Source organism: Streptomyces platensis (assembly GCF_008704855.1).
Lineage (GTDB): Bacteria > Actinomycetota > Actinomycetes > Streptomycetales > Streptomycetaceae > Streptomyces > Streptomyces platensis.
Map to the genome: position 1 here is coordinate 8,476,890 of NZ_CP023691.1, position 24,123 is coordinate 8,501,012.

Below are 24,123 nucleotides of genomic sequence, written 5' to 3' on the forward strand. Positions count from 1 at the left end.
CCGACGCCGACAGCAGAACCTTCGTCACCCCCGGGCATGAGGCGACCGCCAGCAAACATGCCTGCGCGACGGACAGCCTCCGCCGCAACAGCGCCGCAAGATCGTCGGTCGCTGCCCGCACGAGTTCACCGCCGTGCAGGGGCGCAGAAGCGAACACCTGCCAGTCACGTTCTGCTGCCTCACCGATCGGCCCCCGGCCGTCGAGGGCCAGCTCGAGCGCGCCGGCCTCAACCAGGCTGACCGGCAGCTGCACAGCCCGCAGCTGGTGGTCAGGCGAGCCGGCGGCCTCGGCGGCCAATCGGTCCAGTTCTCGACGGTAATCAGCCCCTCGGTGAAGCCGGACCAGGTGGCGATCCCGTACGTGCTCAGGTGCCCGGCTGCTGCCGCTTCCTCCAGGACGGCAAAAGCCTCGCGCAGCACGATCGGCAGCACAACGGGATCGCCGGTGCGCTCAGGGTTGTGCAGGAAGACGGTGTCCAGACAGCCGCGGCCGAGAGCGGCACGATTGCGCTCCACCTGCCAGCGCACATACCCGGCCGCCAGACTGTGCCCACGCTCGGCATCCTCCGGAGGCAGAGCGCCGGCGGCAACAGCGGCGGCCGCACCAGGAGCGGGGAAGCCGACCTTCGTCGACACCCGCAGCCCTGGAAGGTCGGCGAGGACGGGAGCGAGCAGGCGGTGGGCACGGCCGGCCAGGTAGTTGGGGGCAGTATCCACCCACCCGGAACCGGGGGTGGCCGCCCGTCGGGCCGCGGCGGCCACCTCCCGCAGCCGGTACGTGCCCAGCGCCAACCACGCCATCACCACAGGTCTCCCCTTACGGTGGCAGCCTGAGCGTCCACCAGCGCCTGGACGACCGCAGCGGCGTCGGCGACCGTCAGCTCCGCAGCTGCCGCAAGGTCGGCCAGCGATACCCAGCCCCCGCTCAGCAGGCGTCGCAGCAGTGGTTCGACGGCTGGGTCGAAGTCCCACTCCTGGCCCGCCGCGGCGAAACGGACCACCACACCCTCGCCCTCGGCCGCAGACGTCAGGCGCGCCCGCCCCCGTCGTCAGCCGCACACGCACCTCCGGGTCGGCGGGCACGCCGTCGAGGTGGGGGAGAGAGGGGCGGAGCCGGCCGAGATCCTCAGCATCCCGGGTCGCGGCGAACCGCTTCAGGAGCCCGGGCTCCTCCAAGGCGGCCATCAGATGCTCGCGCAGCGACTCCACGTAGGCAGCCTGGGCGTCGGGACCTGCGTGGAGGGGCAGGTCGGCACGCACCTGCTCCGTGGTCCGGAGCATCTCGGAGAGCCAGCCGATCAGGTCGGCGCCTGTGTGCGGGGTCAACCCGCACGTCAGGTGAAGGGAGCGGACACCTTGGTCGGCGGCGACCGCGTGCCACCAGCCACGCGGCAGATACAACACATCTCCCGGCTCCAGAACCAGGTCGGCTACCGGTTGCTCGGGTGGGGGTTCGGGCTGGGCGGTGTCGCGGTGCATCGGCGCGATCCGGGTCGGCCCAAAGATCCGCCAGTGCTTGGACCCTTCGACCTGCACCACGATCACGTCGTGGTCGTCCCAATGAGTGCCGAAGCCCTCGCGGGCGCTCCAGGAGGCGTAGGCGTTGACCTGGACATGCGTGCGCAGCCAGCTCTCCAGGTGCTGGGCGAGGTCGGCGACCGGCTCGTGCAGTTCGTCGATCGCATCGATCACCAACGAGGCCCCCTCCGCCAGGCGCTGCTGCAGCTCGGCGGGGTGGGTGCGCTGCCAGATGGTGTGCCGGCGGGTGGTGACGGGCACGGCATAGCGGTCCTGGGGCAGCATCTCGCCGCCGGCGGACAGCCTCAGCCGCGGCACCTCCAGGCGATGGGTGGCGATCAGGTCGTTGAGTGTGTCGAAAGAGACGAGAGCGCCAGGGTCGGTCACGGCGCCGCGGACGTAGCGGTAGTCGCGGTGCAGCGACCGGGCCAGGAACTCCTCCTGGCCCAGCCGCTCCGCGATGAGCTGGAAAGTCATCGCTTCGGTCACCGTCGCCTGTCAGTCGTTGCCGTCCGAGCGGCCGGTTCCGCCGCCGTCGGAGGGCTTCGCGCCACGGGCGCGGGTGGCCTGGATCTGCCGACGGGCGCGGACCAGACCGCCACCCTCAGCGGTGGACATTTCGGTGTGCTGCGGCATCGTTGCCTCCACGAAGAGATCGTCCCGGCACTCCGGCCGGCGTGGAAACAGCGTCGCGCAACAACTGGCCCCAAATCATTGCCCGTTGGAAACGCAGGCATTGCGGGGTCACCCGCAATGTTCCCTCCCACAGGCCTACTGCCTCACGGGATCCAGCTCAGCTACCGTGAGGCAGGCTGACCGCTCCACAACGGGGGTGCGCCATAGCCACGATGACCCGCTCACGCCGCGCCACCATCGTCAAAGAGGCGGCGCAGATCCGCATGCACTGCCAACGCCAAGGCCGCAGCACCGAACGCACCGTCACCGCCATCCGCAACGCCTTGCCCGAAGTCACGGCCCTTGAGGCCTGGCGTCTGGCCTTGGGCTGGTCGAGAGCCGACACCGTCGCCCAGATCAGCGATCTCTACCGAGCCGACGGCCTCATTCCCCCGGGACCATCGCAGTCGATGCTCTGCCGTTGGGAACACGACCCCCATGAGTGGCCCGGCCAGGAGTACGCCGCCATGCTCTGCCGCGCCTACGGAGCGCGCCCGGTGCAGCTCGGCCTCAGCCGAGCCGGCGGCGACCCCTTCGATGGCCTCGGGTTAGGGGCCAAGATCCGATACGGTCATGCTGATGTCGAGGCGTGTGAGGCACCCGCACGGGAAAGGGTGGTGGCGATGACCACATCCGCCGGTCTACCGGCCGTCCGCGAATCCCTCCACCTCGCCCTGCTCGCCGACCCCGCAGGTAGCAGCGCCGTCGTCGAACTGGCCGAAGCCGCCGTCGAGCACTACGCCCTCAACTACAGCAAGCACCCACCCCACACCCTCTTCGCCGAAGTACGCACCGCACGCAACCTGCTGACCGGCACACTGATTACCCACAGCGTCGAAGAAGCTGTCGCCGCGGAAATGCGGCGCAGTATCGGCTGGCTCTGCGCACTGCTCGGGAACCTCGCCTTCCACCTCGACGACGCCTCCGGTGCCAGAGCACACCTGGCGACCGCCGGAACCTACGGCACCCGCACCGGAGACGTCCGGCTCACCGCGTGGGCCTGTGGCGCCCAGAGCATGGTGGCCCGCGCAGCCGGCCAATACGCTCGCGCCCTCACCCACGCCGAACAGGGCCTCGCCCACGCACCCGCTGGGCTCGCCCGCGCCCAGCTGCACGCCTGGGCACAACTGCCGGCGCTGGCCGGGCAAGGCCGCGCCGATGAAGCAGACGCTGCGCTCGCGGCCGCGACCAGGGAACTGGAAGCCGACGCGGTTGGCGCAGCACCAGGCCGGTTCGGCTTCGACGCCGCGGAATACGCACTGCACGTAGCCGAAGCCCACCTCGGCCTGGGCCGCCACGAGCAGGCCACTACTCGAGCCGAAGCCTCGGTGAACCATGCGGCTGTGGGGACACCGGGCTGGGCCGCCGGCACTTTGGTCCTCGCGCAGGCCGAGGCTGGCCTCCGGCCCGCCGACGCCGCGCAACGGGCACTTGACGTACTCGAACGGGTGCCGGCCGCCAAACTCCGCTCGACCTCCCGCACCCGGCTGGTCCGTCTGGATGCAGCTCTCGCACACACCCCGGCAGCCGGGGCCGAAGATCTGCACGAGCGTGTCCGGTCGTTGCCACCGATCATCGACGAGCATGAAGACGCAGCCAGCGCGTAGCTGCACCGAGCGGATTCAACTGCTGTTGACGCTCGCGTCGTGGTGAATGTCTGAGCGCCGGTTCAATGGCGGTTCATGCGGAGTGCGTCGCTTGCGCGGGGTGTGGTGACTGTTGCGCGAGGGCGGCCGCTGTCTGGGGCTTCGCGCGGCCGCGCTCGACCATGGCCCAGGCGCAGGTCGGGCTTGCGCCGCATGCGCTGCGCAGCCAGTTTAGGGGGTGGTCCGGTCGGGGGTGGCTTGTTTGCGGCGTCTGCGGTGTTCGCGTTGTGCTTGGGCGCGGGCGCATTCGCGTGTGCAGTACTTGATGCCGCTGGTGCGGTTCTGGCCGTATGTGGCGCGGCCGCGCTGGCGGACGAAGGGGCGGCGGCAGGTTTCGTTGGCGCAGGTGCGGATGGTGGCGTCTTCGGCGAGGTGGTTGTACAGCTGGAGGAAGGCGACTGACAGGATGCTGGGGTAGCGGTCGGCCAAGTCGCCGATCCCGATGCTGAACCGCTGAAGCGCCGCATTCAGCGTGCTGCGCAGGTCGCCGATCCGAAGGTCCAGCGTGAGCTCGCGCAGGTGTTCCAAGTCCCGGGGAAAAACCTCTGGTTGGTCGTCGTTAGCCGCCTGCCACAGTGCCAGTTCGTCCTCGGTCACCGCCGCGTCCACGAGCGCGTCGAGTCCGCCCTCACGGCGTAGGGCAAGCCAGGTGGTGACAGCCTCCTGCGCCTGGGACACAAAAAGGGTGGCGAGTTCACCGTGCAGGGCGAACGGTCCGTGCATGGGATGGAGTTGTGCATCGAGCTCGGTGTAATGGTCGTGGTCCTCGACGTCCCAGCTGCCCGAGGCGATGTCCCCGCCCAGCGGCCCGTAAGTGCGCATGACGTGGGCGATCGCGTCGTGGTCTGCGGGATCGAGGTCCATGAGTTCGTGGAGGTAGAAGTCCTCCGGCAGCGCCACCGTGTCTCCCCCGTAGTGGACGTGGGGATCCCAGACGATCCACTCGCCGTCGGCCCGTGCTCCGGGCATTGGCATCAACTCCGGTGCGGGTACCGGAGCTCCGGGCCAGAGCGTAGGACGAAAGCGTGGGTCTACGTATGACGTCATGCGGGGCATCATAGCCATGAGGCAGTAGCACGAAAAGAGGTTGATTCGTATTACGCAGCGTGAATCCCGGAGAGAGGAACCGTGGTGACGCACTGGCAGAACCGCAAGGCGATCGGCGACGCACACGAGCAGCGTGTCACCAAGACGCTGCGAGCCTGTGGGTGGACGGTGCAGCCTTGCGGCCAGGGCACCTACCCGCCCGCGATCCAGCACGCCCTGGCCCGCACCCACTCAGCGCTGCGCTACTTCCCCGATCTGATCGCCGCCCGCGACGGTGAGGTGATCACCATCGATGCCAAAGACCGCATGCCCAGCACTGACAGCGACCGGTACGCCATCAGCACCGCCACACTCAACGCCGGCCTGCTCTTCACCGCCGCCCACGCCCCGACCCCGCTGTACTACGTCTTCGGTGATCTCAAGGTCCTCACGCCCTCCGAAGTCCACCACTACACCACCCATGCTCGGCCTCACCGCAGCGGAGCCTGGGTCCTGGTCGCCACGAAACGAGCCCACCCCTTCGAAGAGGTCTTCGGTGCACCCCCTGCGCTCGCGGCATGAGTCCCCTATCAGCCGCCGATGTCCTCCAGCAGGTCCTTTACGACCTCTTCGATGCCTTTATCGACGGCGGCCATGTCCGCCTGGCAGATGAGTTGGGAGAGCAGCTTCATGTAGCCACCACGGCCCGGGAGCTGAGACCTGGGCCGCCAGGACCGGGCACTGGGCCTCGGGTCGGCCGAGGGCGAGAAGCGGCCTTCCTCGCCCAAGGATGTGAAGTGACCGGCGTAGACCTCTCCGTGGTCCAGGTTGCCCAGCCCCCATGTTGGAGCAGCGAACCGGGCTTGCGGTTCGTTCACGCCGACGTGTGCGACTACCTGGGCGCCGGCAAAGAGCCTTGCGGCGCGGCCAAATTCCGTGAGGGGCGCGGTCTGGTTCACCGACACCGAGCAAGTTGCTCCCACTGTGCCGCCAAGAGCCTGGCGCCTGGCGGCACAGCGTCTTCAGCCAAGCCGATGCCCGCCGCACACCCTCCGCAGCCCATGCGCGGCAAGTGGCTCGAAGGCCGCGCACGCGACTGACCGTCCTGCGGTGGCAGTACAGCCCGCCGGCGTGAACCGACCTACTCAAGCGCTGCGGCTTTACCAGCATCGCCGCCTGTGTATGCCCGCCCACGAATCCGGGAAGCTCGGCACACTCATGGTGCAGGCCTGCACCCCGTGCGTTATCTAGCTTGCCAGACACAGGCCGCCAGTTCTCCAACCCTGGCCCTGGCCGCGGCTCGCCCTGCCGGGCGAAGTGCCGGGCGCCGGCGGAAAGCGGATGGAGAAGCGCTCGGCAGCGAAGTGGACCGTATGGCTGAGTGCTGCAGTGCACGACGCCTCCTCTTCTATCCACGAGGACGACCGATCAGACGACACGGATGGGGACGTGACGTCCAATCAACAGACTCTGGAGAGAATCGGCTTCGTCCTCCGGTACGGCGAGAGCCGCCAGCCGACGCGCACGGGTGACGGCTACGTACCACACACGCAGCGTTTCGTCGGTGGTGGGATCGCCAGTGGCCCAGCGGCGCACGCTCCCGGGCTCGGGCAGCAGAAGGAGCACGCCGTCGGCTTCGTCGCCTTTGAGCTGGTGGATGGTGTTGGTGCGTATCCCGCTGGCGGGGGTGGGCCGGGCGATGGTGGGGCGTCCGGCGAGTCGGCCGCGGGTGCCGTTCGGGGCCGCGCCGGGAAGCGGGGGCCAAACCTTCATCGCCTGCCATACCTGGCTGCCCCAGTCCTTGTTCGGGGTGGGCAGGCTGTGCAGGAAGGCGAAGGCCGTCCGGTTGACCTGGCTCAACGGCAGTCGGTGCGTGGCGCAGATGCGGTCCGGTCCGCCGGTCTCGTCGGGGAACCAGTAGCCGAACAGGGCGCGTACCGCAACCGCGCAGGCCCGGGTGAGGTCGGAGGGAGGGGCGCCTGGCGTGTGGGTCACAGTATGGGCCCAGGCCAGGCTGGTGATTGCATTGGCGTTGGGCCGCTCACGAGTGATTCCGGGCAGGGTGGCGTAGCGGTAGGCGGTCACCAGGCAGTCGTCGGGTGGGATGCCGTAGTCCTGGGCGAGGCCGCGGAAGGCCTCGACGATGCCCGTGCCCGTCAAGGCGTGCTGGTGGCGGCTACCGGTGGCAGCGAAGCGGGTGGGCAGCAGCAGCACGGGGGATCGCTTCGTGCTGCTGCACAGAGACATCAGGGGCCCGGTTCCCGGCGCGCAGGGTGGCCGCCAGGCGGCAGATGACGGGGGAGCTGCGCCAGTTTGCCGGTCAACCGTAGGGGAGCTGGCCCTAGCCGGGCCGTGAAGGCATGCAGAGCCTGCGGGTCGGCGCCACGCCAGGCGTAGATGGACTGGTCCGGGTCGCCGACCAGGACCAGCGGCAGCCCGGCCTCGTGCAGCCGCTTCAGGATCGCCAGGTCGGCAGCGGAGCAGTCCTGTGCTTCGTCGACAACCACCTCCGCGAACCGGGACAGCAACGGTGGCAGCACCTGGCCAGACGCCAAAGGATCGCGTAGGGCCCACAGGGCGAGCAGCCGCGTCTCGTGTCCGGTGTAGTAGCCCTGCTTGCACCAGGAGTTACGGGTCTCGAGGATTTTTCCGCTGCCACGTGCTGCGACTGCACTCGCTGCCGTCGAGCGCTATGCGGGTGTCGCGGTCGAGGTCGTCCAGGCGACTCTTTCACGAGCCGGTTTGACCGAAGGGTCCACGGTCAGGGGAAACCGGTGCAGGCCCAGCTCCCGGTCCAGCCCCTGCACTGGTGCCTTGACGCCCGCCCAGGACTCCAGCAGACGCGGCGCCGGCTGCGCCGGGCGCAGTGGCCGGACCAAAAACTCCCACAGGAACGAGTCCAACGTGCCGATGAAATGTGGAGCCTGCACCAGGTCAGCGCGACCCGCCAGGCGGCAGCGACGGGCCATCTGGTCCCGTGCCACGCGGGTGAACGAGATCAACGCGCGTCCCTGGCGCAGTGGTTGGACAGGTGCGGACAGGTGCCGTTCTGTGATCACCTGGGTCTTGCCGGCCCCCGGGCATGCCGGCACCCACGCGGGTGCCGGCACTGCGACCGCGGCTCGCTGCTGGGCCTCGGCACCGGCCCGCGCCCCCTCGGGCGAAGCGTGCCCGCTCACGGTGTGTCTGCTGCATCGTCGGCCGGGTCGGTGATGAAGTGGATCGCGCGCTCCAGGTAGGCCGGCACCTTGAACGGCACTGTCGGGTCGCTCAGGACATCGGCGAGTTCCTGGGCAAACCGGGCCTTTGGAAATCTTGGTTCCCTTCGCCAGTTCGTCGGGCGCCCGCGACCAGGGTGCGGCTGTCCTTGCCGACGAAGAGTTCACCGAAGGTGACAGCCGGATTCGGGGCTGCGAGCACCTGCTGCCAGCGCTTGTCTGAGCGGGGCGCGCACTGGAGGAACGCCGCACGCAATGCTTCGGTGTTCTCTGCGGACCACAGAGCCGGCTCCAGGGTGCGCGGCGCCGCGCACAGCTCCAATCGGCCCGGAGAGCCCCACCGTTGTGGCAGCGACCGTAGCGTGCCCAGTCGGCGTGGTTCTTCGGCCCCGGGCGGCACATCGGTGTCCGTGATCAGCGCCACGCGCCGGGCCAGGCACACCCCGTCAACCGGTGCCATCAGCACGCGCAGGTACACCTCGAATCCGACCCCGTCCACGATGACACGGGTGGCGCCGAAGAACCGCTCCAGCGCCTCGAATGCGCGCTGCCGCTTGTCTGGGTCCTCCTGCTGCTCCGGGGCCAGCACCCGCTGGGCCAGCGCGGGTAGCAGTAACAGCTCGGATATCCCTTCCACCAGGACAGCGCGCGAGAGAAACAGCAGCGCGCTCTTGGTGGCGTCCAGGTAGCGGTCCAGATGCCGCATCCGGTGCTTTTTCAACTCCAGCCGGGGTACCGGCAGTGGCCGGGCCTGCCAGCCGGTGGACAGCTGCGCTGGGCACCGGGCCATGACGATCAGATCCTCGACGCTGGCCGCGGCCGACAGGATGGGGGAGTGCGTCGTCACCAGCACCTGCAGATGCCCCGCCGGCTGCGACGGATCGGTCACCGGTCGATGGCGCGACTCGCGCGCCCGACGCTGCAGATAGCGCAGCAGCAGGGGTCTGCAGCTGCGGATGCAGATGTGCCTCGGGCTCCTCCACCAGCAGGACCGTCAGATCGGCCTCGGCCGCCGCGTCCAGCTCCGCCATCACGGTGGCGATAAACAGGGTATTGGCGTAGCCCAGGCCGGAGGCGGCCAGGGGGGACGGCACACACCGCATCCCCCAGCAGCATCCGTAGCGACCGCGCGATCGAGGCGAATGTAGGCTCGGCCAGCGCCAGTTCACTGGCCTGTAGGTGCGCACCGGCCGTCAGCTTGCGTAACGGTGTATTGATCCGCTTGCTGACCGCGGTCACATCCTCGTCCTCGGGTGACCGCCTTCAGCCCTTTACCGATCCGTGCAACGAAGGCATCCACCTGCTCCTCCGACCCCAGCAGACCTCGCAGGATCAGCCGGATCCGATCGCCGGCAGCCGACGCCAGCTCCCGCTCCGCATCCCTCAGCGCGGGCAGATACACGTGCCGGACCCCGCCGCGTGCCGGCGGCTCGCCGGTCACCGGATGCCCCGGACCCTGGGACCAAGCTGTGCTCCCGCGACGACCGCCGGGCTGCGGTGGTGCATACGACACCTGCCACCGTGCCGTCCCCGCATCAGCGGCGGTGCCGTGCACCATCGCCTCGAGATAGGCGCCACTGTGCGCCGGTGTGACATCTGCCAGATCCAACTGCAAGCATGGACCGCCTAGATGGACCGCCGCCTGCAGCACGTCGGCCTCCTCGAAATACCGCGACCGGCGGCCGTCCAGCGGATCGGTGAGCAGCCGCAGGGCATCCACGACCGTCGTCTTGCCTGCATTGTTCTCCCCGACCAGGACTGTCACCTCCGGCCGCAGCGGGATCAGAGCCCGCTCACACGACCGAAACCGCTCGACCAGCACCTGGGCCACATGCATACCCAACCCCTCCCCTCGCCCGCTGATCGTAAGCGGTGTGCCCGCCTTCAGGGGCCCCATAGGTTCCGGCACATGTTCATCGATTGGGATACCAGGGGGTCCTTCCGCCCCGAGGCAGGCAAGGAACCCGACCGGGATTACAAGGGGCGTCGACCCGTCAGTTCCTGCCATACGTCGCATGCGTCGTCGAGAGCCGCCCGAGCCTTCGGGAGCTGCGGATCGCTGCCGTGCCGGGCGCGCATCTCTTCCAGCAGTTCCCGCGCCGTCTCTACTGGTTCGGTCGCCTCCTGAGCCTCACGCAGCTCAGCCTCGAGCTTGTGGATATCGGCACACCGCAGCGCCTGGAGCTGGTTCGCTGCGACGGCCGCGTTCTGGAGCCGCACGCTGAACTGGCGCACTGTGTCTTCGGGGAATTCATCCCCCGCGAAGCGCTCCAGGCGCTCCCGCCCGTCCGGCTGGGTCAGGTACACGTACGACACGTGGGTGGAGCGGGCCAGATCGAACCGGACTTGTAAGCCGGCCAGCGGTACTTCGTCGTCTGCGACGAGGAGCGCGTGCTCGTGCAGAACGATCTGGCCCAGCTGATCGACGTGATCCCCACGGTTCGGCGTGCGCAGCTGCTGCAACTCGGCCTCCACTCGAGAGATCCGGCTCCGGTACGCCTTCTCCGCCCGCGTCACGGCCGTCTGGGCCTGCCGCAGCTCTCGGCGAGCCGTGCCCTTCAGCTGCCGCACAGCACCACGGGCACCGTCCAGGGCTTCCCGGTCTGCCCTGTACTGCTCATGGAAGGCGTACGCCCAGCCGCCCGGGAACTGCGCGAGTCGCCAGCCCACCCAGCCCACGCCGAGAGCCACTACGACGACGAGCCACCAGATCGCAGACACGTGCCCTCCCCGTTACGCCTCACGGCCGCACGGCCGCAGTCAACGACACCAATAGCGGCGGGAGTTGCTGCCGGTCAATACGACCTTGCCTCGAACACGCGACGCCCCCGGCAGGCTGGCCGTGGCCGCCTTCCGCAGCTTCAACTGCTGCAGGGCCCCGGGCTGCGGCTGAAGACATTCGCCGCCGGCACCCAGGGAGCTGCTTCGCCATGACGTCTCGGACGCCTGATGACGTTGTGCGGTGACGTGACCGTTGTGAGCGGATTCTCGAATTGGCTGCGGCGTGGCCCTGGGCGGGGGAAGAATCGCTTCCGTATCTGTGATCAAGGGGGCCGATATGACGACGTCGTTGCTCAAAGGCCAAAACGCTGCCCTCATGGCGGGGCAGGTGACCTTCACCGTTGCCGCAGCGAAGCCTGCGGTGGACGTCTCGGCACTGCTGCTGGGCAGCAACGGTAAGGTCCGCAGCGACAACGATCTCGTCTTCTACAACCACCCGGCTCAGGACGGTGTGCAGGCTTCGGGCCACACGGTGACGGCCGACCTGGACCGGATTCCCTCCGGCGTGGCCACGGTGGTGCTCGTCGCGAGCGTCGACCCGCTTCAGCCCGGGGCCGTGTTCACGACCGCGCCGCGGGTGAGCATCACTCAGGCCGGCACGGTCGGTATGGCTTTCACCGCCCCTGACTTCGGCGCCCGCGAGACGGTCGTGGTGCTCGCTGAGCTCTACCGCCGCGGTGACGGCTGGAAGGTCCGCGCCGTGGGCCAGGGCTACGCTTCCGGACTCGCGGGCCTCGCCACCGACTACGGCGTCGATATCGACGCCGATGCCGCCACCAGCACACCGCCCGCCATCGCGGTCCCTGCACAAGCGGGGCCCGCTGCAGGAGAGACGGTCAACCTGTCCAAGATCCAGCGCCAGGCCCCCGCTCTACTGGAGCCGGCCCGGCAGGCCGGACAAGCCCTCATGAACAGAGGGATCGCCAACCGTCGTGCCGCGGTCTACCTGATCCTCGATCACGACTACCACATGGAGGAGATGTACGAGTCCTTCGCCGTCCAGGCCTTCGCCGAGCGAGTGCTGGCACTCTCAGCCAACCTGGACGACGACGGCACTGTCCCCGTGGTCTTCTCCAGCGGGCGAGAACCGTTCCTCGAGGAGATCCGACTGGACAACTACCGCGGCCGCATCGGACAGCTACACACCCAGGTCGACTGGGGCTGGGGCAACGTGGCAGACGCCATGCGCCGCACGGTCGACCACTACCAGGAATCCGGAGCCGCCGACCCCGCCTTCGTGATCGTTCAGGTCGGCGACGAGCCCTGGGACAAGTCCGAAGTGCGCTCACTGCTGCAGAACACCGCCACCCTGGGGGTCTTCTGGCTCTTCGTAGGCTTCGGCCGCGGCAAGCTCGCCTTCTACAAGAACCTCAACGCCTCCGCCTCGGCATCCTTCAACAATGTCGCTTTCTACGACGCCAGCAAGAACCCCGGGGCCGTCCCAGGCAACCGCTTCTACACCGGCCTGATCGAAGCCTTCGGCAAATGGATGAAGCCGTAAGCAACGAACGGCACGAAACTGTGAGTCCGGAGCCGCGAGGACCCCGGGTTTGGTGCCGGTCTGGGAGGATGCCCCGGGTGGCTCAAACAACGGGCCCGCCGGTAAGTCCCCTCTTGTTGAGGTAGCCCTGCATGACGGTGGTCGAAGTTCCCCGATCCAATGGCCAGGACAAGCGGCCGTTGTTTCCGGATCAGGTTCAGGCGGTGCAGCGGGCGGCCAAGCATCTGCGCCGTCCCGGATCGCGGGGGCTGCTGGTCGCTGCGACGGGGACGGGCAAGACACTGGTGTCGGTCCGGGTCGCGGACGAACTCGACGCGCGGCTGGTGCTGTTCGTGGTACCGACGCTGGATCTGGCTGCGCAGACGGCTTTGGCATGGCGTCGCGACGGACACGGCGAGCACATGGTGATCGTGTCCTCGATGGACGCGGCCGGCCGGGAGGATCTGGTCGCGGCGCGGGTCGGCTCGACCAGCAACGCCCCCGCCCTCGCGGCGCTGCTGTCGGTGGTGGGGAAGGGGGCTGACCAGGTTCCTGCGGTGACGGTGATCTGCACCTACGACTCCCTCGACAAGATCGAACAGACGCAGAAGACGCAGTACACGGTGCCGCCGTTCGACCTCGCGATCATGGACGAGGCGCACAGGATCGCCGGCCGGGCGGACAAGAAGTGGGCGGCCGTCCACGACGCCACGCGCATCCACGCAGACCGTCGTCTCTACATGACCGCCACGCCGCGGATCTTCGGCTCGCCTGAGTTGGCGGAGTCCGCCAACACCACCCGCCCGCGTCGCCGCCGCTGGACCGGCACCGAGGCGGACCTCGACGCCTCCGCCAACTCCATGGACAACGAGGCCGTCTACGGCAAGAAGATCTTCGAATACCCACTCGCGTCCGCGGTGGCCGACGGCCGGGCAGCGGACTACCGCATCGTGGTACCCACCCTGGCCGACGCCGACCTGCGCACGCGCCTGAACCTGCCGACCCCCGGAACCACCGGCGACGACGGCATCAAAGGCGAGGCACAGGAGGCGCTGCGCACCACCGCGCTGCACCTCGCCGTCCTCAAAGCCATGACCGAACACCGGCTGCGCAGGGTGCTGGTGTACTTCACCCTCGTCTCCGACGCCCGCCGCTTCGCCCGCGAACTACCCCACACCCTGCGCATGCTGCGCCGCACTGCACCCGAGCTGTGCCCGGACATCACCCCGCAGCTGTTCTTCGCCCACGGCGAGCACACCCCCGCCCAGCGCCAGGACATCTTCGACGACTTCGCCGCCGCCTCCTGCGCGATCATGACCAACGCACGCCTCATCTCCGAAGGCGTCGACATCCCCAGCGTCGATGCGGTGGTCTTCGCCGACCCCACCCGCAGCGTCATCCGCTGCGTCCAGGCCCTCGGCCGCGCCCTGCGCCTGGATGTCTCCGGCAAGGTCGCCAGCCTCATCGTCCCGGTCTACGTCCCGCCCGGCGCTGACCCCGACGACATCCTCGGCACCGCCTACGAGCCGGTGTGGGCGATCGCCACCGCGCTGGCAAGCCACGACCACCGCATCCTCGAGCGCCTGCCCGACAAAGCCAACCGCCTACCGAAGGAGACCAGCGAGGTTATCGAGCGCCGCTGGCACTTCGACTTCACCGTCCACCCCGAGCGCATCGCCCGCGCCATGGACCTGGCCTCCTTCGACCCCCGCGACGCGGCCGCCTCCCGCTCCCGCCGCCTCGGCCTGGCCGCCGCCCAGGCATACCGCGACGAACACGGCCACCTCGACGTCCCCGCCGGCTACACCGACCCCGCCGGCTACACCCTGGGCACCTTCATCACCACCATGCGCGATGCCCGCACCGCCGGCCGTCTGGATGCGGACTGGATCGCCGAACTCGACGCCCTGAACATGATCTGGGACAAGCACGACGCCGCCTGGCGCGCCCGCCTGACCATGGCCGCCGACTACCACGCCGCCCACGCCCACCTCGCTTCCCCCGCCACCACCAAAGTCGGCGCCTGGCTCGCCGAACAACGTCACCTCGCCACCAAAGGCCAGCTGGACCCGGCACGCGCCGCCGACCTGGCGGCGCTCGATCCTCACTGGCGCCTGCCCCACGGCGCGGACTGGCACCGCAAGTACCACCTGCTCCATGGCCATCTCGCCGCCGGCCACGACCCGTCCGCCCTCACCCGCCACACCCTGCTCGGCACGGCCAAGATCGGCTCCTGGCTGCACAGACAGCTCACCACCTGGCACACCCTCCACCCCGGCCAGCAACGCCTCCTCTCCGGCCTCGGCCTGACCCCGGACACCAACCCTCTGGCCCCCACCCGCCGCACCCGCCGCACATTCGCACAGACCGTCCAGCTCCTGGAACTCTTCCTCCACCGCGAAGGCCGCGCCCCCACCGCCCGCGAGACGATCCGCGTCGACGGCGAAACCGTCAGCATCGGCGCCTGGCTCGCCAAGGCCCGCACCAAGCACCGCGCAGGTCAACTCCCCGACGAACACGTCCGCCTCGCCGCTGCCCTGTTCGACGGCGACTGGACCGAAGACACCGCCGCTCCCGCCATCCCGGCCTGACGCGCCGTGCGCGAAGGCACAGGCCTACGTTGCCGCGCTGCCTCATCGACGAGAGCGCGATGGGATGGTGTCACCAGCCGATCAGCGTGAGCAGAGCCCAACCATTGAGTAGGGATGGCTCATTTCCACTGAGAGCTACCGAATAGCGGCGGTGCGCAAGAGAACTGGTTCGCCTACTAGTTGGTCGTCGGTGCGCGTCGCGTATCAGTAATAGTTGAGAGCCTCCTCGCTCAGGTTACGGAGCGGGTGTAATGGCCTGATGCGATACTCATGGCGACGGTCCTTGAGGGTCTTGCCTGCCAGCAGTGGTGGCAAGCTTGATCCGTTTGACGACGGGCCTGATGCCGACGCATCGGTGCGGCTAGACGAGCTACGGGATGTGCCGGTCGTCGTAGTGCTGGGGGAGCGCGGCGCGGGCAAGTCTGTGGCCCTGGAACAGGAGCATGCCCTCCTCAGCGAGGAGGGCATTGAAGTCGCGCCCTTGCTGCATCTGGGCCGGGACATTTTCGATGTGGCCTCCGCGAGTAGCACCCTGGGCCAGCACCTGTGCCTGCACGCGAGAGTAGACCAGACTCGATATGTGCTGCTGGACGGGCTGGACGAAGGCCTGAGCGACATCCCTAGCCTCGACAAGGTTCTCCTGCACCAGTTGCGAGGGATGGATACGCCCCAGCGGGAGGGGCTGCGGCTACGGATCACCTGCCGTACCACCCGCTGGCCCGACGCCCTGGAAGGCAGACTGCGCGAGTTGTGGCCGGACCCTGGCCAGGTGGCGTTGATGACGCTCGCTGCGCTGACACGACACGACGTGCAGAGTGCAGCTGAGCAGCGTGGACTGGATGGCACCGCTTTTGCCGAGCAAGTTACTGGCCGGAGCGTTGAGGCCCTGGCTCAGCAGCCCGTCACGTTGACCCCGCTGCTGGAGGCTCAGGCCCAAGGCAAAGAACTCCCCCAAACGGTGGCCGATGCCTACGAGCAGGCATGCCGCACGCTGTGCACGGAGACCTGGTCGCAAGGGTTTACCCAGCGTCAGGAACGGCCTGCGGTGGATCACCTGCTGGAGGTGGCCCGCTGGGCTGCGGCTGCCCTCCAGTTCAGCTGCAGCCCGGCCCTCACAGACGGCGAGCCAGCGCTGGTGGGGGAACTGCACCTCGATAGCTTGTCCGGCCCCGGTATTCCCGGAATTGTCCCGGAACTGACATGCCGCCGCCACGAATTGCTGCACCTGACCGAGTCCGGCCTGCTGACGGCGGTGGGCCAACGCCGATGGGTGTTCGCACACCGCAGCTACCAGGAGCACCTGGCGTCGCAATACCTTCATGCCCGCATCGCCCCGGCGGTGCGGGGAGAGCTGCTGTGGGCGGGCAGCGGCCCGGCGCGCCACGTACTGCCTGAGCACGAGGAGATCGCGGCCCGTCTGGCCGTCGACGATCCGGGTCTGTTCGAGGACCTACTCACCCACGACCCCTTGATCCTCCTGCTGGCCGATCTTCCCGCCCTGCCAGCCGGGCACCGGCAGCGGACCGCCCAGGCTCTCCTGGAAGCGGCCCCTGACGAGGGCTCCAAGCGCCTCGACTTCGCTCTGCTGGAGAGGCTGGACCACCCCGGTCTCGCCGAACAACTTAAGCCCTTCCTGGCCCGCAAGACGGACCTGAACCAGATGTACCTGGCCCTGTGGATCGCTGCGAAGTGCCACCCGGCCCATCTGATGACGACTCTGCTTTCAACGGCGGAAGACACCACCCTGCCGACACGCTTTCGCTCCTTCGCGTTGCACGCACTGGGCGAGGAGCACGTGATGGGCGGCGAGGTGATCGCACGCCTGCGCCACTTGGCCGCTGATGCGCGCCCCGGCGTCGCCGAGGCGGCGCTAAGGCACTTGTGGCCGCAGCACCTCAAGCTGGCCGAGTATTTCGACCTGCTTCCCGCCCAGCAGTCATGGACCTACCGGCCGACGCTAGAAACGCGCATGGACCTGGTCACCGCAGAGCTTCTCGACGATGCGCTGGACTGGTCGATCAAAACCCTCCAGGCTCAAGACCCCAAGTCACTGATGGCCACAGCCCTGCTGGCCCGATGCATCCGCCTCATCGGCAAGCAAGAAGCTATGAGCGCGAAGCCTCATGAGGAGCGGGCGGGCCAGGCGCTCGTCGCGCTGGCGGCCTACCCCGAGCTGTCCCACACCGTCGAGTCCCGCACCGTGCTCGAGTACCTGTACGACTCTCTGAACATCGCGCCGTCCCTGCGCCGCCGGCTTGCCGACTACGTCCTGCACCACAGCAACCAGGAGCACATCCTGGAAATCACCTTCGCCACACCGGACGTGGGCCTGTTCTCGGGCGAGGACCTGCTCTATTGGGCCGAGCGGTGGCCGCACCTTCCTCAGAAGGCGCGGCGCAATGCACAACCGCTGTTCAGCCGTTCGCCTCGCCCGGATGATGAGCTGCTGCGGGAGGCCGTCGAGGGGGCCCGGCAGGCGGACGAGGAGCTCCGCGACGCCACCGCTTGGTGGGATGCTCCACTCCCGGAGTGGCAGCGCCGCAGGCGGGAGCGGGAAGAGGAACAGCGGCGCCGCCACACCTTCGACGAGGGGCAGTTCACCGCCGCGCTGGAGATGGTGCACACGGCCGAGCCGGAAGGAGTGCGCGCGGCCTGGGGCGCTGTCCTCGGCCACCTCTACCGCAGCAGCGACGGCCGGTGCGCTGAACAGTCTTCACGCCTCGGCGCGGTCGCCGCGGCACCTTCATGTCCGCCGCCGGACAGTGCTCTGGGCGAGAAGCTGGCTGAGGCCGCCGTGCGGGTTGTGGCCACAGCTCCGGCGTGGAGCGCGCACAACGTCGCGACGTGGGGCACCGAGTGGGCAGATGTACCGGAACTATCCGCAGCCGGATTCGTTCCGGCGAGTGTTTGGGAGTCCGCAGTACCGGGCACAGACGTCGACCGGTGGGCTGGTTGGGCACTGGCTCTAGCTACGATGACACTCTCGGCGCAGGACCAGGCGTTGCATCACAGCCTGTTCGCGCAGTGCGCTCGCCATGCAGGAGTCGCGTTCGAGACGGCGCTCGTTACCTGTCTGGACCGCCTCGACTCCTACCGGCTCGCGGAACTGGTCCGTTTCCTGCACGAGCGGGGCGCGGACGACGAGGTCGGCCTCGTTCGAGACTGGGCTGCTCTTCCCGGCCGCTGTGACGCATCCTGGGCCGCAGTGGTGAGAACGCTTTCCGACCTCGGTGACAGCGTCGCCCGCGCGCTGTTAAAGCACACTGTGGCGGCCGAGCCGCCCCACAATACACCGAAAGCCGCGGAACGCTGGATCACCGCGGTGCAAACCCTCATGGCCTACGACGACCTGCCCGAGAGCTGGCCGCACATCCGCCAGGCTTTCGACGACACCCAGCTGTGCCACGCGGTGATCGACAGCGTCGTTACCGTCGGCCCCGGCCGCTGGCCCGCAGGTGTCGCAGGACTTGACGAAGCCGATCTCGCAGACCTCTACGTGCGCCTGTGCGAGAGGGAAGAGCTTAACCGGCCCCGGCCCGAGCATGAGTCGGGTGTCGCCTACTGGATCACCACAGAGGAGACGCTCCACGAACTTGCGGACGCTCTGCCCCAGCTGATCGCCAACAAAGGAACACTCTGCGCGGCTGACCAGCTCAGCCGCCTGGCCACATCAACTGCCCATGGCCCCGCACGGCTACGGAGACTGGCCCGCCGCACCGCCCGCCAGGCAGCCCAGCGTCAGTGCCGGCCGCTGCCCGTGCAGCAGTTGCGGAAACTGGCGGCCGATCACAGTCTCCGCGTGATCACCGATGAGGCCCAGCTCCTCGACGTCGTCATGGAGGCGTTGGACCGCGTCCAGGAGGCGCTGTCGGGCCCCAACGGGATAGCCATTCTGTTGTGGAACCGCGCTGCCGCGGCCGGCGACGCTGAGATGTGGCCGATGTGGGAGGAGGACTTCAGCGACCTCGTCATGGGCCTGCTGAAGATTCACCTCGACGGGCGGCGCATCATCCTCAACCGCGAGGTCCAAGTCGACCGCCCAGGCGCCGGAGGAGGCCGCACAGACATCCACGTGCAGGCGGCCGACCCTTCCCAGGGCACTGAGCCCTTCACCGTGGTCATCGAATCCAAGGGCTGTTGGAACCGTGGTTTGCCCACCGCGCTGACGGATCAGCTAGTGACCCGCTACCTGGGCCGGCCTCACACCGCAGGCATCTTCCTGGTCGGCTTCTTCGACTGTGACCTGTGGCGACCGGAGAGGCGGCGCTGCTCGCCGCACCACACCATGCAGCAGATCGAACGTCAGCAGGAGAAACTGGCCACCGAACACGAGGTCGCGGTCCGTGCCAGAGTCCTCGACTGCAGGCCCCCTGGCGCCCAGACGGACTGACAGCGAGCCCACGTCTACGCCAGCTGGCCCGTGAGGGCACAGGAAGGAGATAGCGGTCCCGCACAACGTGCGAGGGAGTGCGGGACCGCCTGCTGTCCTGTCACAGCGGGGCTGTGCGCTGACCGTACGGCGAGGCGAGCCACTGGGCACGGCAACGGCACCCAGGAACCGCCAGCCGAGCGACGACGGGCCGCCGCAGACGCTGCCACCGGGTAAGGGGAGGGGCACAAAAGACAAACGTGCTCGCGTTGCCTTGCCCGGCACGCACCTGCTGCTCTTCGTGCGCCGGCCCCGCTTCGGATGGGCGACAGCTGTCCGCGGCAGGCTCCTCGCTTTCACTGTCGCCCAGTGGCGCTCATCCGCCGCCCGTGTAGCAAAACTCCAGGAGTAGTTGCCCCACTGGCCGGATGTCAGACGGCCCGTGCCACGGCGTCGTGCAGTTCGCGTACGCCGTTGGTGCGGGGGTGACGCTCGGCCAGTTCGTCGACGATGCCGCGGATCGCGGGCCGGTCGCGGACCTCGGCGGGGCTGGCTCGGTAGGCGCCTAGGAGGGCGCGGGCGGTTTGCTCGGGGCGGTTCCATGCCCACCAGGCTCGTGCCATGTTGTGGCTATGGTTTGGAGCTGACCGTTGACCGCTGGCAGTGCCGGATGCGACTACCGGCTCTGGGCAGCATCGATGAGGATCTGCGCGATCTCTCGAAGGGGATCCCAGCGCTCGTCCAGTGGCACCTGTCCAGCTTCCGCAGCGTCAAGCAGAGCATCGATCCTCTCTTCGACGTAGCGCTTGTTCTGCAGTTCTCCCTGCCATGTGTTCACCGATCTGTTCAGCGATGTCCACTGGATGGGGACGGGATTTCCATCAGGTCCGATGAGGCAGTCCAGCCCGAAGTAGAACTCGACGGAGCAAGCCCGGCCGTTGACGTCGTCCTGGCTTGGGCCCGAAGGTCCGTGGGTTGGATAAGCGCGCGCGTAGTCCAGATCGGGCAGATTGCGAGCGATGTAGTTCTTGGGAAGAGCCGGGTTGGCCAAGGACTTCAGTGCAGCCAGTCCAGCGGCATCGTTGTCGACGAGGGCGATGACACGGTTCATCACACCTGCGGCTGCGAAGCTCCTGAGGTTGGCGACCACCCGATCCGTCCCGCCCGCAGCCTTGGTTTCCTCAAGGTTCCAGAAGGCGAAGTAGCCGGCGATGTCGGGCCTGACGATACGTAGCGCCCGGCCTAGGACACGGGAGTCGTACTTCCCCTCGGTGATGACGATGACAGGTCCACTACTCGCCATCTCATCTCGCAGCTGCTGGAGGGCCTCGGTCGAGACTGCCTCACTGCTCTCGAAGTAGCCAGCGATAAGCAGGTCACTCAGGTCAAGTTGTAGGACCTCTTCCGGAGCTTGGGAACTAAGGATCAGGGCAAGGAAGAGCCTCGGATCGACTGCGAGGTCGTCAAAGAAGAAGTCCAGCTGCGAAACACAAATTTCTTCCAGCTCGGCCAGCTCTGGGTGATCGTCCCCCACTTTCCAGTTCCCGAAGGCCTCCGCTCGCTTGAGATAGGCCGCGATCCCCGTGGCAAGGACCTCGGCGGCAGAGATCCGATGGCAGATCTCCTGCTTCCCGTCGCGTGTGGGACGGCTGCTGAGAACCAGTAGACCGTCCTCCATGTCATCCTCGTTGACGCCTTCGAGATCCTTGATCATCTCTTGGCTGCATCGATCGGGATCGAAGCCCATCAGCTTGAGGCGAGTCATGATCGTCTCGACTGTGGTCCGGTAACCGAAGAGCTCACGATGGTCGAAGCCCTCGAAATCATCGAGCTCGTCCCACGCTGCCTCACCACGCGCGTTGGCCTCGTCGATGCGCCGAGCCCATTCGAGGTGCTGGTACTTGTCTTCCTCACGGAAGACCGTCATGAGCTTGGCGGGCGTCTCGTTCTTCCCGCCCCTGATGTCCCTGCCGCCCAGCAGGAGGGTCCATATGTCCCCCATGCGCCTCTCCGATCGGTGTGCTGCGAGATCATTTGGTGCTCATAGTTTCAAACGTTGACCTTTCAGGGTCGTCGTTGCCGAGCTGGATCGATGCGGGTGACCTTGGCGGATGCTTCCAGTGCTCGTCGAAGCTGTGCGTTCTCAGAAGCGAGGCGTTGGATCTGGGCCGCAGCAAGCTTCAGATGTCCTCTGAGGGTTCGATTGGCGATCTTGAGCTTGGCGTTCCTCCCGACGACCGTGTCGAGCCGGGTTCGACGCTCCTCGCCGGAGGAACCGCCTGACGAAGAGCGGCTCTCGGTGATCTCGCGAGCGATGTGAGGAAGGTGGCGGCGGAACGTCGTGTTGCTCAAGCCGAGCTTCCTGGCCAGGGCGAGAACGCTGGGCGCCTTGCCTTCGTCGGCTGCCTGTCGTCGGAGCTCCTCAAGGACAGCGCGGACCCTGAGCTCTGAGGGGACTGCGAGTTGGCGGGTCATGCGGTCGCCTCCAGATGCGGGGTGTTGCGGGCGAGGAAGGCAACAATCTCTTCCCGTCGCTCGATGAGCCGCTGCATCCACCCTGGCCACAGAACCGGAGGCCGGCCCGGTCCGCTCGGTGCGGGATGTCGTGCCGGCCGACCTGTGGGACAAGCAGGTCGCACTCCTGATGCGCGACTACCCCTACGACTCGATCATGGCCGCTCGCGTCTTGGGCCAGGGGTACGCCTACCTCCTGACCGCGATGGCCCACCGGGGCGAGTCGCTGGGGCTCGCGCCCAGCACGCTCGTCGACATCGGCGTCCACACGATCATCCTCGACACCGTGAACTACGCCGAGCTGTGCAACACGTACAACAACGGGCACTTCCTGCATCACGTGCCCCTCGTCGAGTTCAAGAACGACGGCTCCGTGATCAAGACGACCCACCGGATCGCCGCCGACGGCTGGGAGGTCGACCTGTCGCTGTGGACCGACGCAGCGACCTGAGGCCCGTGCCACCCCGGCAACGACTCGCACTGATCACTTCATCTCGGTGCCCCAGTCCGGCCGACCGGGCTGGGGCACCGAACATGCGCGGGTGACGTTCCGCCGAACCGGCCCAACGCCGGGCCACACCCCGTCAGGATGGGGCGGGTGACGACCAACACCACAGACCTCTGGCACCACTACGGCCGCACCCGCGCCGCCACCGACCGGACCGTCCCCGAGGCATTCCACTGGACGTGGAGCCAGGACGGCGGGCCTGGCCCGGAAGCCCTCGGTGACCTGACCGGGCGAGTCGTCGGCGACCTCGGCTCCGGCGCCGCCCGGCACGCTGCCCATCTGGTCGTCCACCACGAGCCCGCCCAGGTCATCGCGGTTGACGTCTCGCCCGCACAGTACGAGATGGCCACCGACCTCTTCGGTCACCTCGCGCCGCGTCTGCGCATCATGCCGTCCGACGTGGTGGACCACCTGCACGCCATGCCCGACACCTATGACGTGCTCTACAGCGTCTTCGGCGCAGTGGACTTCGCAGACCCCCGCGAACTGCTGCCGGCAGCGTCCGCTGCGCTGCGGCCCGGTGGACGGTTGGGGTTCTCCACCCTCGCCCACTACCTAAGCGGCGCGCCCGCGCAGCCCGATGTCGTGGCCGCTGATATCCCGGCGAAGACACCCGATGGCGAGGCGACCACGATGCGCCGCTGGGTGCTCCAGGAGCACGTCTGGACGAAGGTCCTCGACGAGGCCGGGTTCACCGACATCAGCACTGACGTGCTGCCGGCCGCCAAGGGCGGGCAGCGCACCGCTGACACGCTACTCGTGACGGCCTTCCGCCCGGCCTAACCGCGGCCGGCCGGAGAGCACCGAGCAGCCAGGGCGCGGTTCGGGATCTCGAAGGAGGCCCGAGATGCGACTCGCCAACCCACGCCGCAGAAGCCCCCTGAGAGTATTGCGATGAGCGCAATATTTTGCGACCATCGCAATATGACCTCGATTGGTGACATCGCGGCAATCCGATTCCCACTGCCGCCGCCGGGCTCGGTCACCCCGCCCGACCTCTACTTTGACGCCTGCGAACAGGCCGAACGCCTCCGCACAGAGGAGGCGGAGCACCTGGAGGCCGCGAGCGAGGGCCTCGAAGCCGACCCGTTGCTCTTGGCCCTCGAAGACGCCCGAGCCCGCAAAGCGGCAGCGGATGCCGAGATCCGCCGACTCCTCGCCTACGGAAGGGAGTTCCACGGCCCCCGCCCGTACCGCCTGGACTCCCTGGCTCAGGCCAGCGGCATGACGATCTCAGGCATCCGCACCGCTTACGGAATACGCGAAATCCAAGAGGTCGAGCATGCAATCCACCGGGAACCGAATCGGCGAACCACCAAATCCCCCACGAAGGAGGCTCCTGACCACTGACCAGGACACCTGCCTCTGTCCCACCTGATCACACCGTCACATTCGCCCCGACTCACAGCCTCGCCTGCGAGCTCAACATGCCGTCCCTTTCGAGAGGACGCCCAGGAAGGGCACGAGCACGAGATCTGGATCCACCAAAAATCTTAACCCAAGGAAGCACCCCCTCTCAGGGGCTACTCTGGCGTACCGTCACCCCTACCTCGTAGCCCGCCATTTGACCCGCGAAGCGGGCCAAAGTATCGGAGGCGGAGCCGGAGAGCTTGAGGCAGGGGGGCGCAGCGGACCTGTCTTCAGGTCTTGTTGCAGCGAAGCGGAGACAAGACCTCGGCCTGAGCGAAGCGAGGGCCGCCCCCGATGCGAAGCATCGGGGGCGCGGGTGCGAAGCACCCGCAACTGCCCCGCAACGCGGGGCAGTTCACTCAGAGCACGCGCAGCGTGCTCTTACCC

The 24,123-nt window shown here is 67.9% G+C and carries 19 protein-coding genes and 3 pseudogenes; 8 read left to right on the plus strand and 14 right to left on the minus strand.

From position 1 onward, the window contains the following. Window positions 1-24: 24 nt before the first annotated feature. The 3 genes and pseudogenes from CP981_RS39670 to CP981_RS38035 form a co-directional block, all read right to left on the minus strand. On the minus strand, window positions 25-801 hold the full coding sequence (locus tag CP981_RS39670; RefSeq protein ID WP_425282227.1) for an aldo/keto reductase: 777 nt from the start codon (window positions 799-801) through the stop codon (window positions 25-27). Continuing rightward, window positions 801-1,995, minus strand: a pseudogene (locus tag CP981_RS39675) (cupin domain-containing protein). Before CP981_RS39675 ends, CP981_RS39670 begins: the two are co-directional and overlap by 1 nt. A 21-nt stretch (window positions 1,996-2,016) precedes the next feature. Beyond that, window positions 2,017-2,154 carry a hypothetical protein gene (locus tag CP981_RS38035; protein WP_158092710.1) on the minus strand — a complete coding sequence of 46 codons (138 nt, stop codon included), beginning with the start codon at window positions 2,152-2,154 and terminating at the stop codon, window positions 2,017-2,019. A 212-nt stretch (window positions 2,155-2,366) separates the two neighbouring features. On the opposite strand from CP981_RS38035, the gene CP981_RS37400 reads away from it, so the two are divergent. After that, window positions 2,367-3,800: an NsdA family TPR-like regulatory protein gene (locus tag CP981_RS37400; RefSeq protein WP_244329451.1), complete on the plus strand. Its 1,434-nt coding sequence runs from the start codon at window positions 2,367-2,369 to the stop codon at window positions 3,798-3,800. A gap of 210 nt (window positions 3,801-4,010) precedes the next feature. Here CP981_RS37400 and CP981_RS37405 read toward each other — a convergent pair whose 3' ends face one another. Beyond that, on the minus strand, window positions 4,011-4,808 hold the full coding sequence (locus CP981_RS37405) for a CGNR zinc finger domain-containing protein (RefSeq protein ID WP_167536195.1): 798 nt from the start codon (window positions 4,806-4,808) through the stop codon (window positions 4,011-4,013). A gap of 162 nt (window positions 4,809-4,970) precedes the next feature. On the opposite strand from CP981_RS37405, the gene CP981_RS37410 reads away from it, so the two are divergent. Continuing rightward, entirely contained in the window at window positions 4,971-5,447 is a 477-nt protein-coding gene (locus CP981_RS37410) for a hypothetical protein (RefSeq protein ID WP_085928449.1), read from the plus strand. Window positions 5,448-5,455: 8 nt separating this feature from the next. On the opposite strand, the gene CP981_RS37415 is transcribed toward CP981_RS37410, so the two are convergent. From CP981_RS37415 to CP981_RS37445, 7 genes and pseudogenes are all read right to left on the minus strand, one after another. After that, a complete protein-coding gene (locus CP981_RS37415; RefSeq protein WP_150522301.1) occupies window positions 5,456-5,743 on the minus strand; it encodes a hypothetical protein in 288 nt (95 codons plus the stop codon). A gap of 550 nt (window positions 5,744-6,293) precedes the next feature. Beyond that, window positions 6,294-7,112: a P-loop NTPase family protein gene (locus CP981_RS37420; protein ID WP_150522391.1), complete on the minus strand. Its 819-nt coding sequence runs from the start codon at window positions 7,110-7,112 to the stop codon at window positions 6,294-6,296. Further along, on the minus strand, window positions 7,112-7,405 hold the full coding sequence (locus CP981_RS37425; protein WP_341873704.1) for a UvrD-helicase domain-containing protein: 294 nt from the start codon (window positions 7,403-7,405) through the stop codon (window positions 7,112-7,114). Before CP981_RS37425 ends, CP981_RS37420 begins: the two co-directional genes overlap by 1 nt. A 730-nt stretch (window positions 7,406-8,135) precedes the next feature. Next, complete coding sequence (locus CP981_RS39100) at window positions 8,136-8,972, minus strand: OLD family protein (protein WP_244329982.1); 837 nt, start codon at window positions 8,970-8,972, stop codon at window positions 8,136-8,138. A 64-nt stretch (window positions 8,973-9,036) separates the two neighbouring features. Beyond that, window positions 9,037-9,186: pseudogene (locus CP981_RS39680) on the minus strand (hypothetical protein); the annotation flags it as partial. A gap of 62 nt (window positions 9,187-9,248) precedes the next feature. After that, window positions 9,249-9,920, minus strand: a complete 672-nt coding sequence (locus CP981_RS37440; RefSeq protein WP_167536199.1) for an AAA family ATPase — start codon at window positions 9,918-9,920, stop codon at window positions 9,249-9,251. Window positions 9,921-10,057: 137 nt separating this feature from the next. Beyond that, on the minus strand, window positions 10,058-10,804 hold the full coding sequence (locus CP981_RS37445) for a hypothetical protein (protein WP_085928453.1): 747 nt from the start codon (window positions 10,802-10,804) through the stop codon (window positions 10,058-10,060). Between the two features lie 337 nt (window positions 10,805-11,141). Here CP981_RS37445 and CP981_RS37450 point away from each other — a divergent pair, with 337 nt between their 5' ends. From CP981_RS37450 to CP981_RS37460, 3 genes are all read left to right on the plus strand, one after another. Continuing rightward, complete coding sequence (locus CP981_RS37450; protein ID WP_085928461.1) at window positions 11,142-12,365, plus strand: VWA domain-containing protein; 1,224 nt, start codon at window positions 11,142-11,144, stop codon at window positions 12,363-12,365. 131 nt (window positions 12,366-12,496) lie between these two features. Next, window positions 12,497-14,935: a DEAD/DEAH box helicase gene (locus tag CP981_RS37455; protein ID WP_085928454.1), complete on the plus strand. Its 2,439-nt coding sequence runs from the start codon at window positions 12,497-12,499 to the stop codon at window positions 14,933-14,935. Window positions 14,936-15,227: 292 nt separating this feature from the next. Beyond that, entirely contained in the window at window positions 15,228-19,325 is a 4,098-nt protein-coding gene (locus tag CP981_RS37460; RefSeq protein WP_143659083.1) for a hypothetical protein, read from the plus strand. A 410-nt stretch (window positions 19,326-19,735) separates the two neighbouring features. Here CP981_RS37460 and CP981_RS37465 read toward each other — a convergent pair. The 3 genes and pseudogenes from CP981_RS37465 to CP981_RS37475 all read right to left on the minus strand — a co-directional run. Further along, window positions 19,736-19,930, minus strand: a pseudogene (locus CP981_RS37465) (transcriptional regulator); the annotation flags it as partial. A 50-nt stretch (window positions 19,931-19,980) separates the two neighbouring features. After that, window positions 19,981-21,306 carry a HEPN/Toprim-associated domain-containing protein gene (locus CP981_RS37470; RefSeq protein WP_085928456.1) on the minus strand — a complete coding sequence of 442 codons (1,326 nt, stop codon included), beginning with the start codon at window positions 21,304-21,306 and terminating at the stop codon, window positions 19,981-19,983. Between the two features lie 62 nt (window positions 21,307-21,368). Next, the gene (locus CP981_RS37475) at window positions 21,369-21,779 is read right to left on the minus strand and encodes a LexA family transcriptional regulator (RefSeq protein WP_143659085.1); all 411 of its coding nucleotides are present in this window, start codon (window positions 21,777-21,779) and stop codon (window positions 21,369-21,371) included. A gap of 118 nt (window positions 21,780-21,897) precedes the next feature. On the opposite strand from CP981_RS37475, the gene CP981_RS37480 reads away from it, so the two are divergent. From CP981_RS37480 to CP981_RS37490, 3 genes are all read left to right on the plus strand, one after another. Beyond that, window positions 21,898-22,269 carry a glycine-rich domain-containing protein gene (locus CP981_RS37480; RefSeq protein ID WP_085928457.1) on the plus strand — a complete coding sequence of 124 codons (372 nt, stop codon included), beginning with the start codon at window positions 21,898-21,900 and terminating at the stop codon, window positions 22,267-22,269. Window positions 22,270-22,407: 138 nt separating this feature from the next. Then, a complete protein-coding gene (locus CP981_RS37485) occupies window positions 22,408-23,109 on the plus strand; it encodes a class I SAM-dependent methyltransferase (RefSeq protein ID WP_085928458.1) in 702 nt (233 codons plus the stop codon). Between the two features lie 111 nt (window positions 23,110-23,220). Then, a complete protein-coding gene (locus tag CP981_RS37490) occupies window positions 23,221-23,676 on the plus strand; it encodes a hypothetical protein (protein WP_143659086.1) in 456 nt (151 codons plus the stop codon). Window positions 23,677-24,123 lie beyond the last annotated feature (447 nt).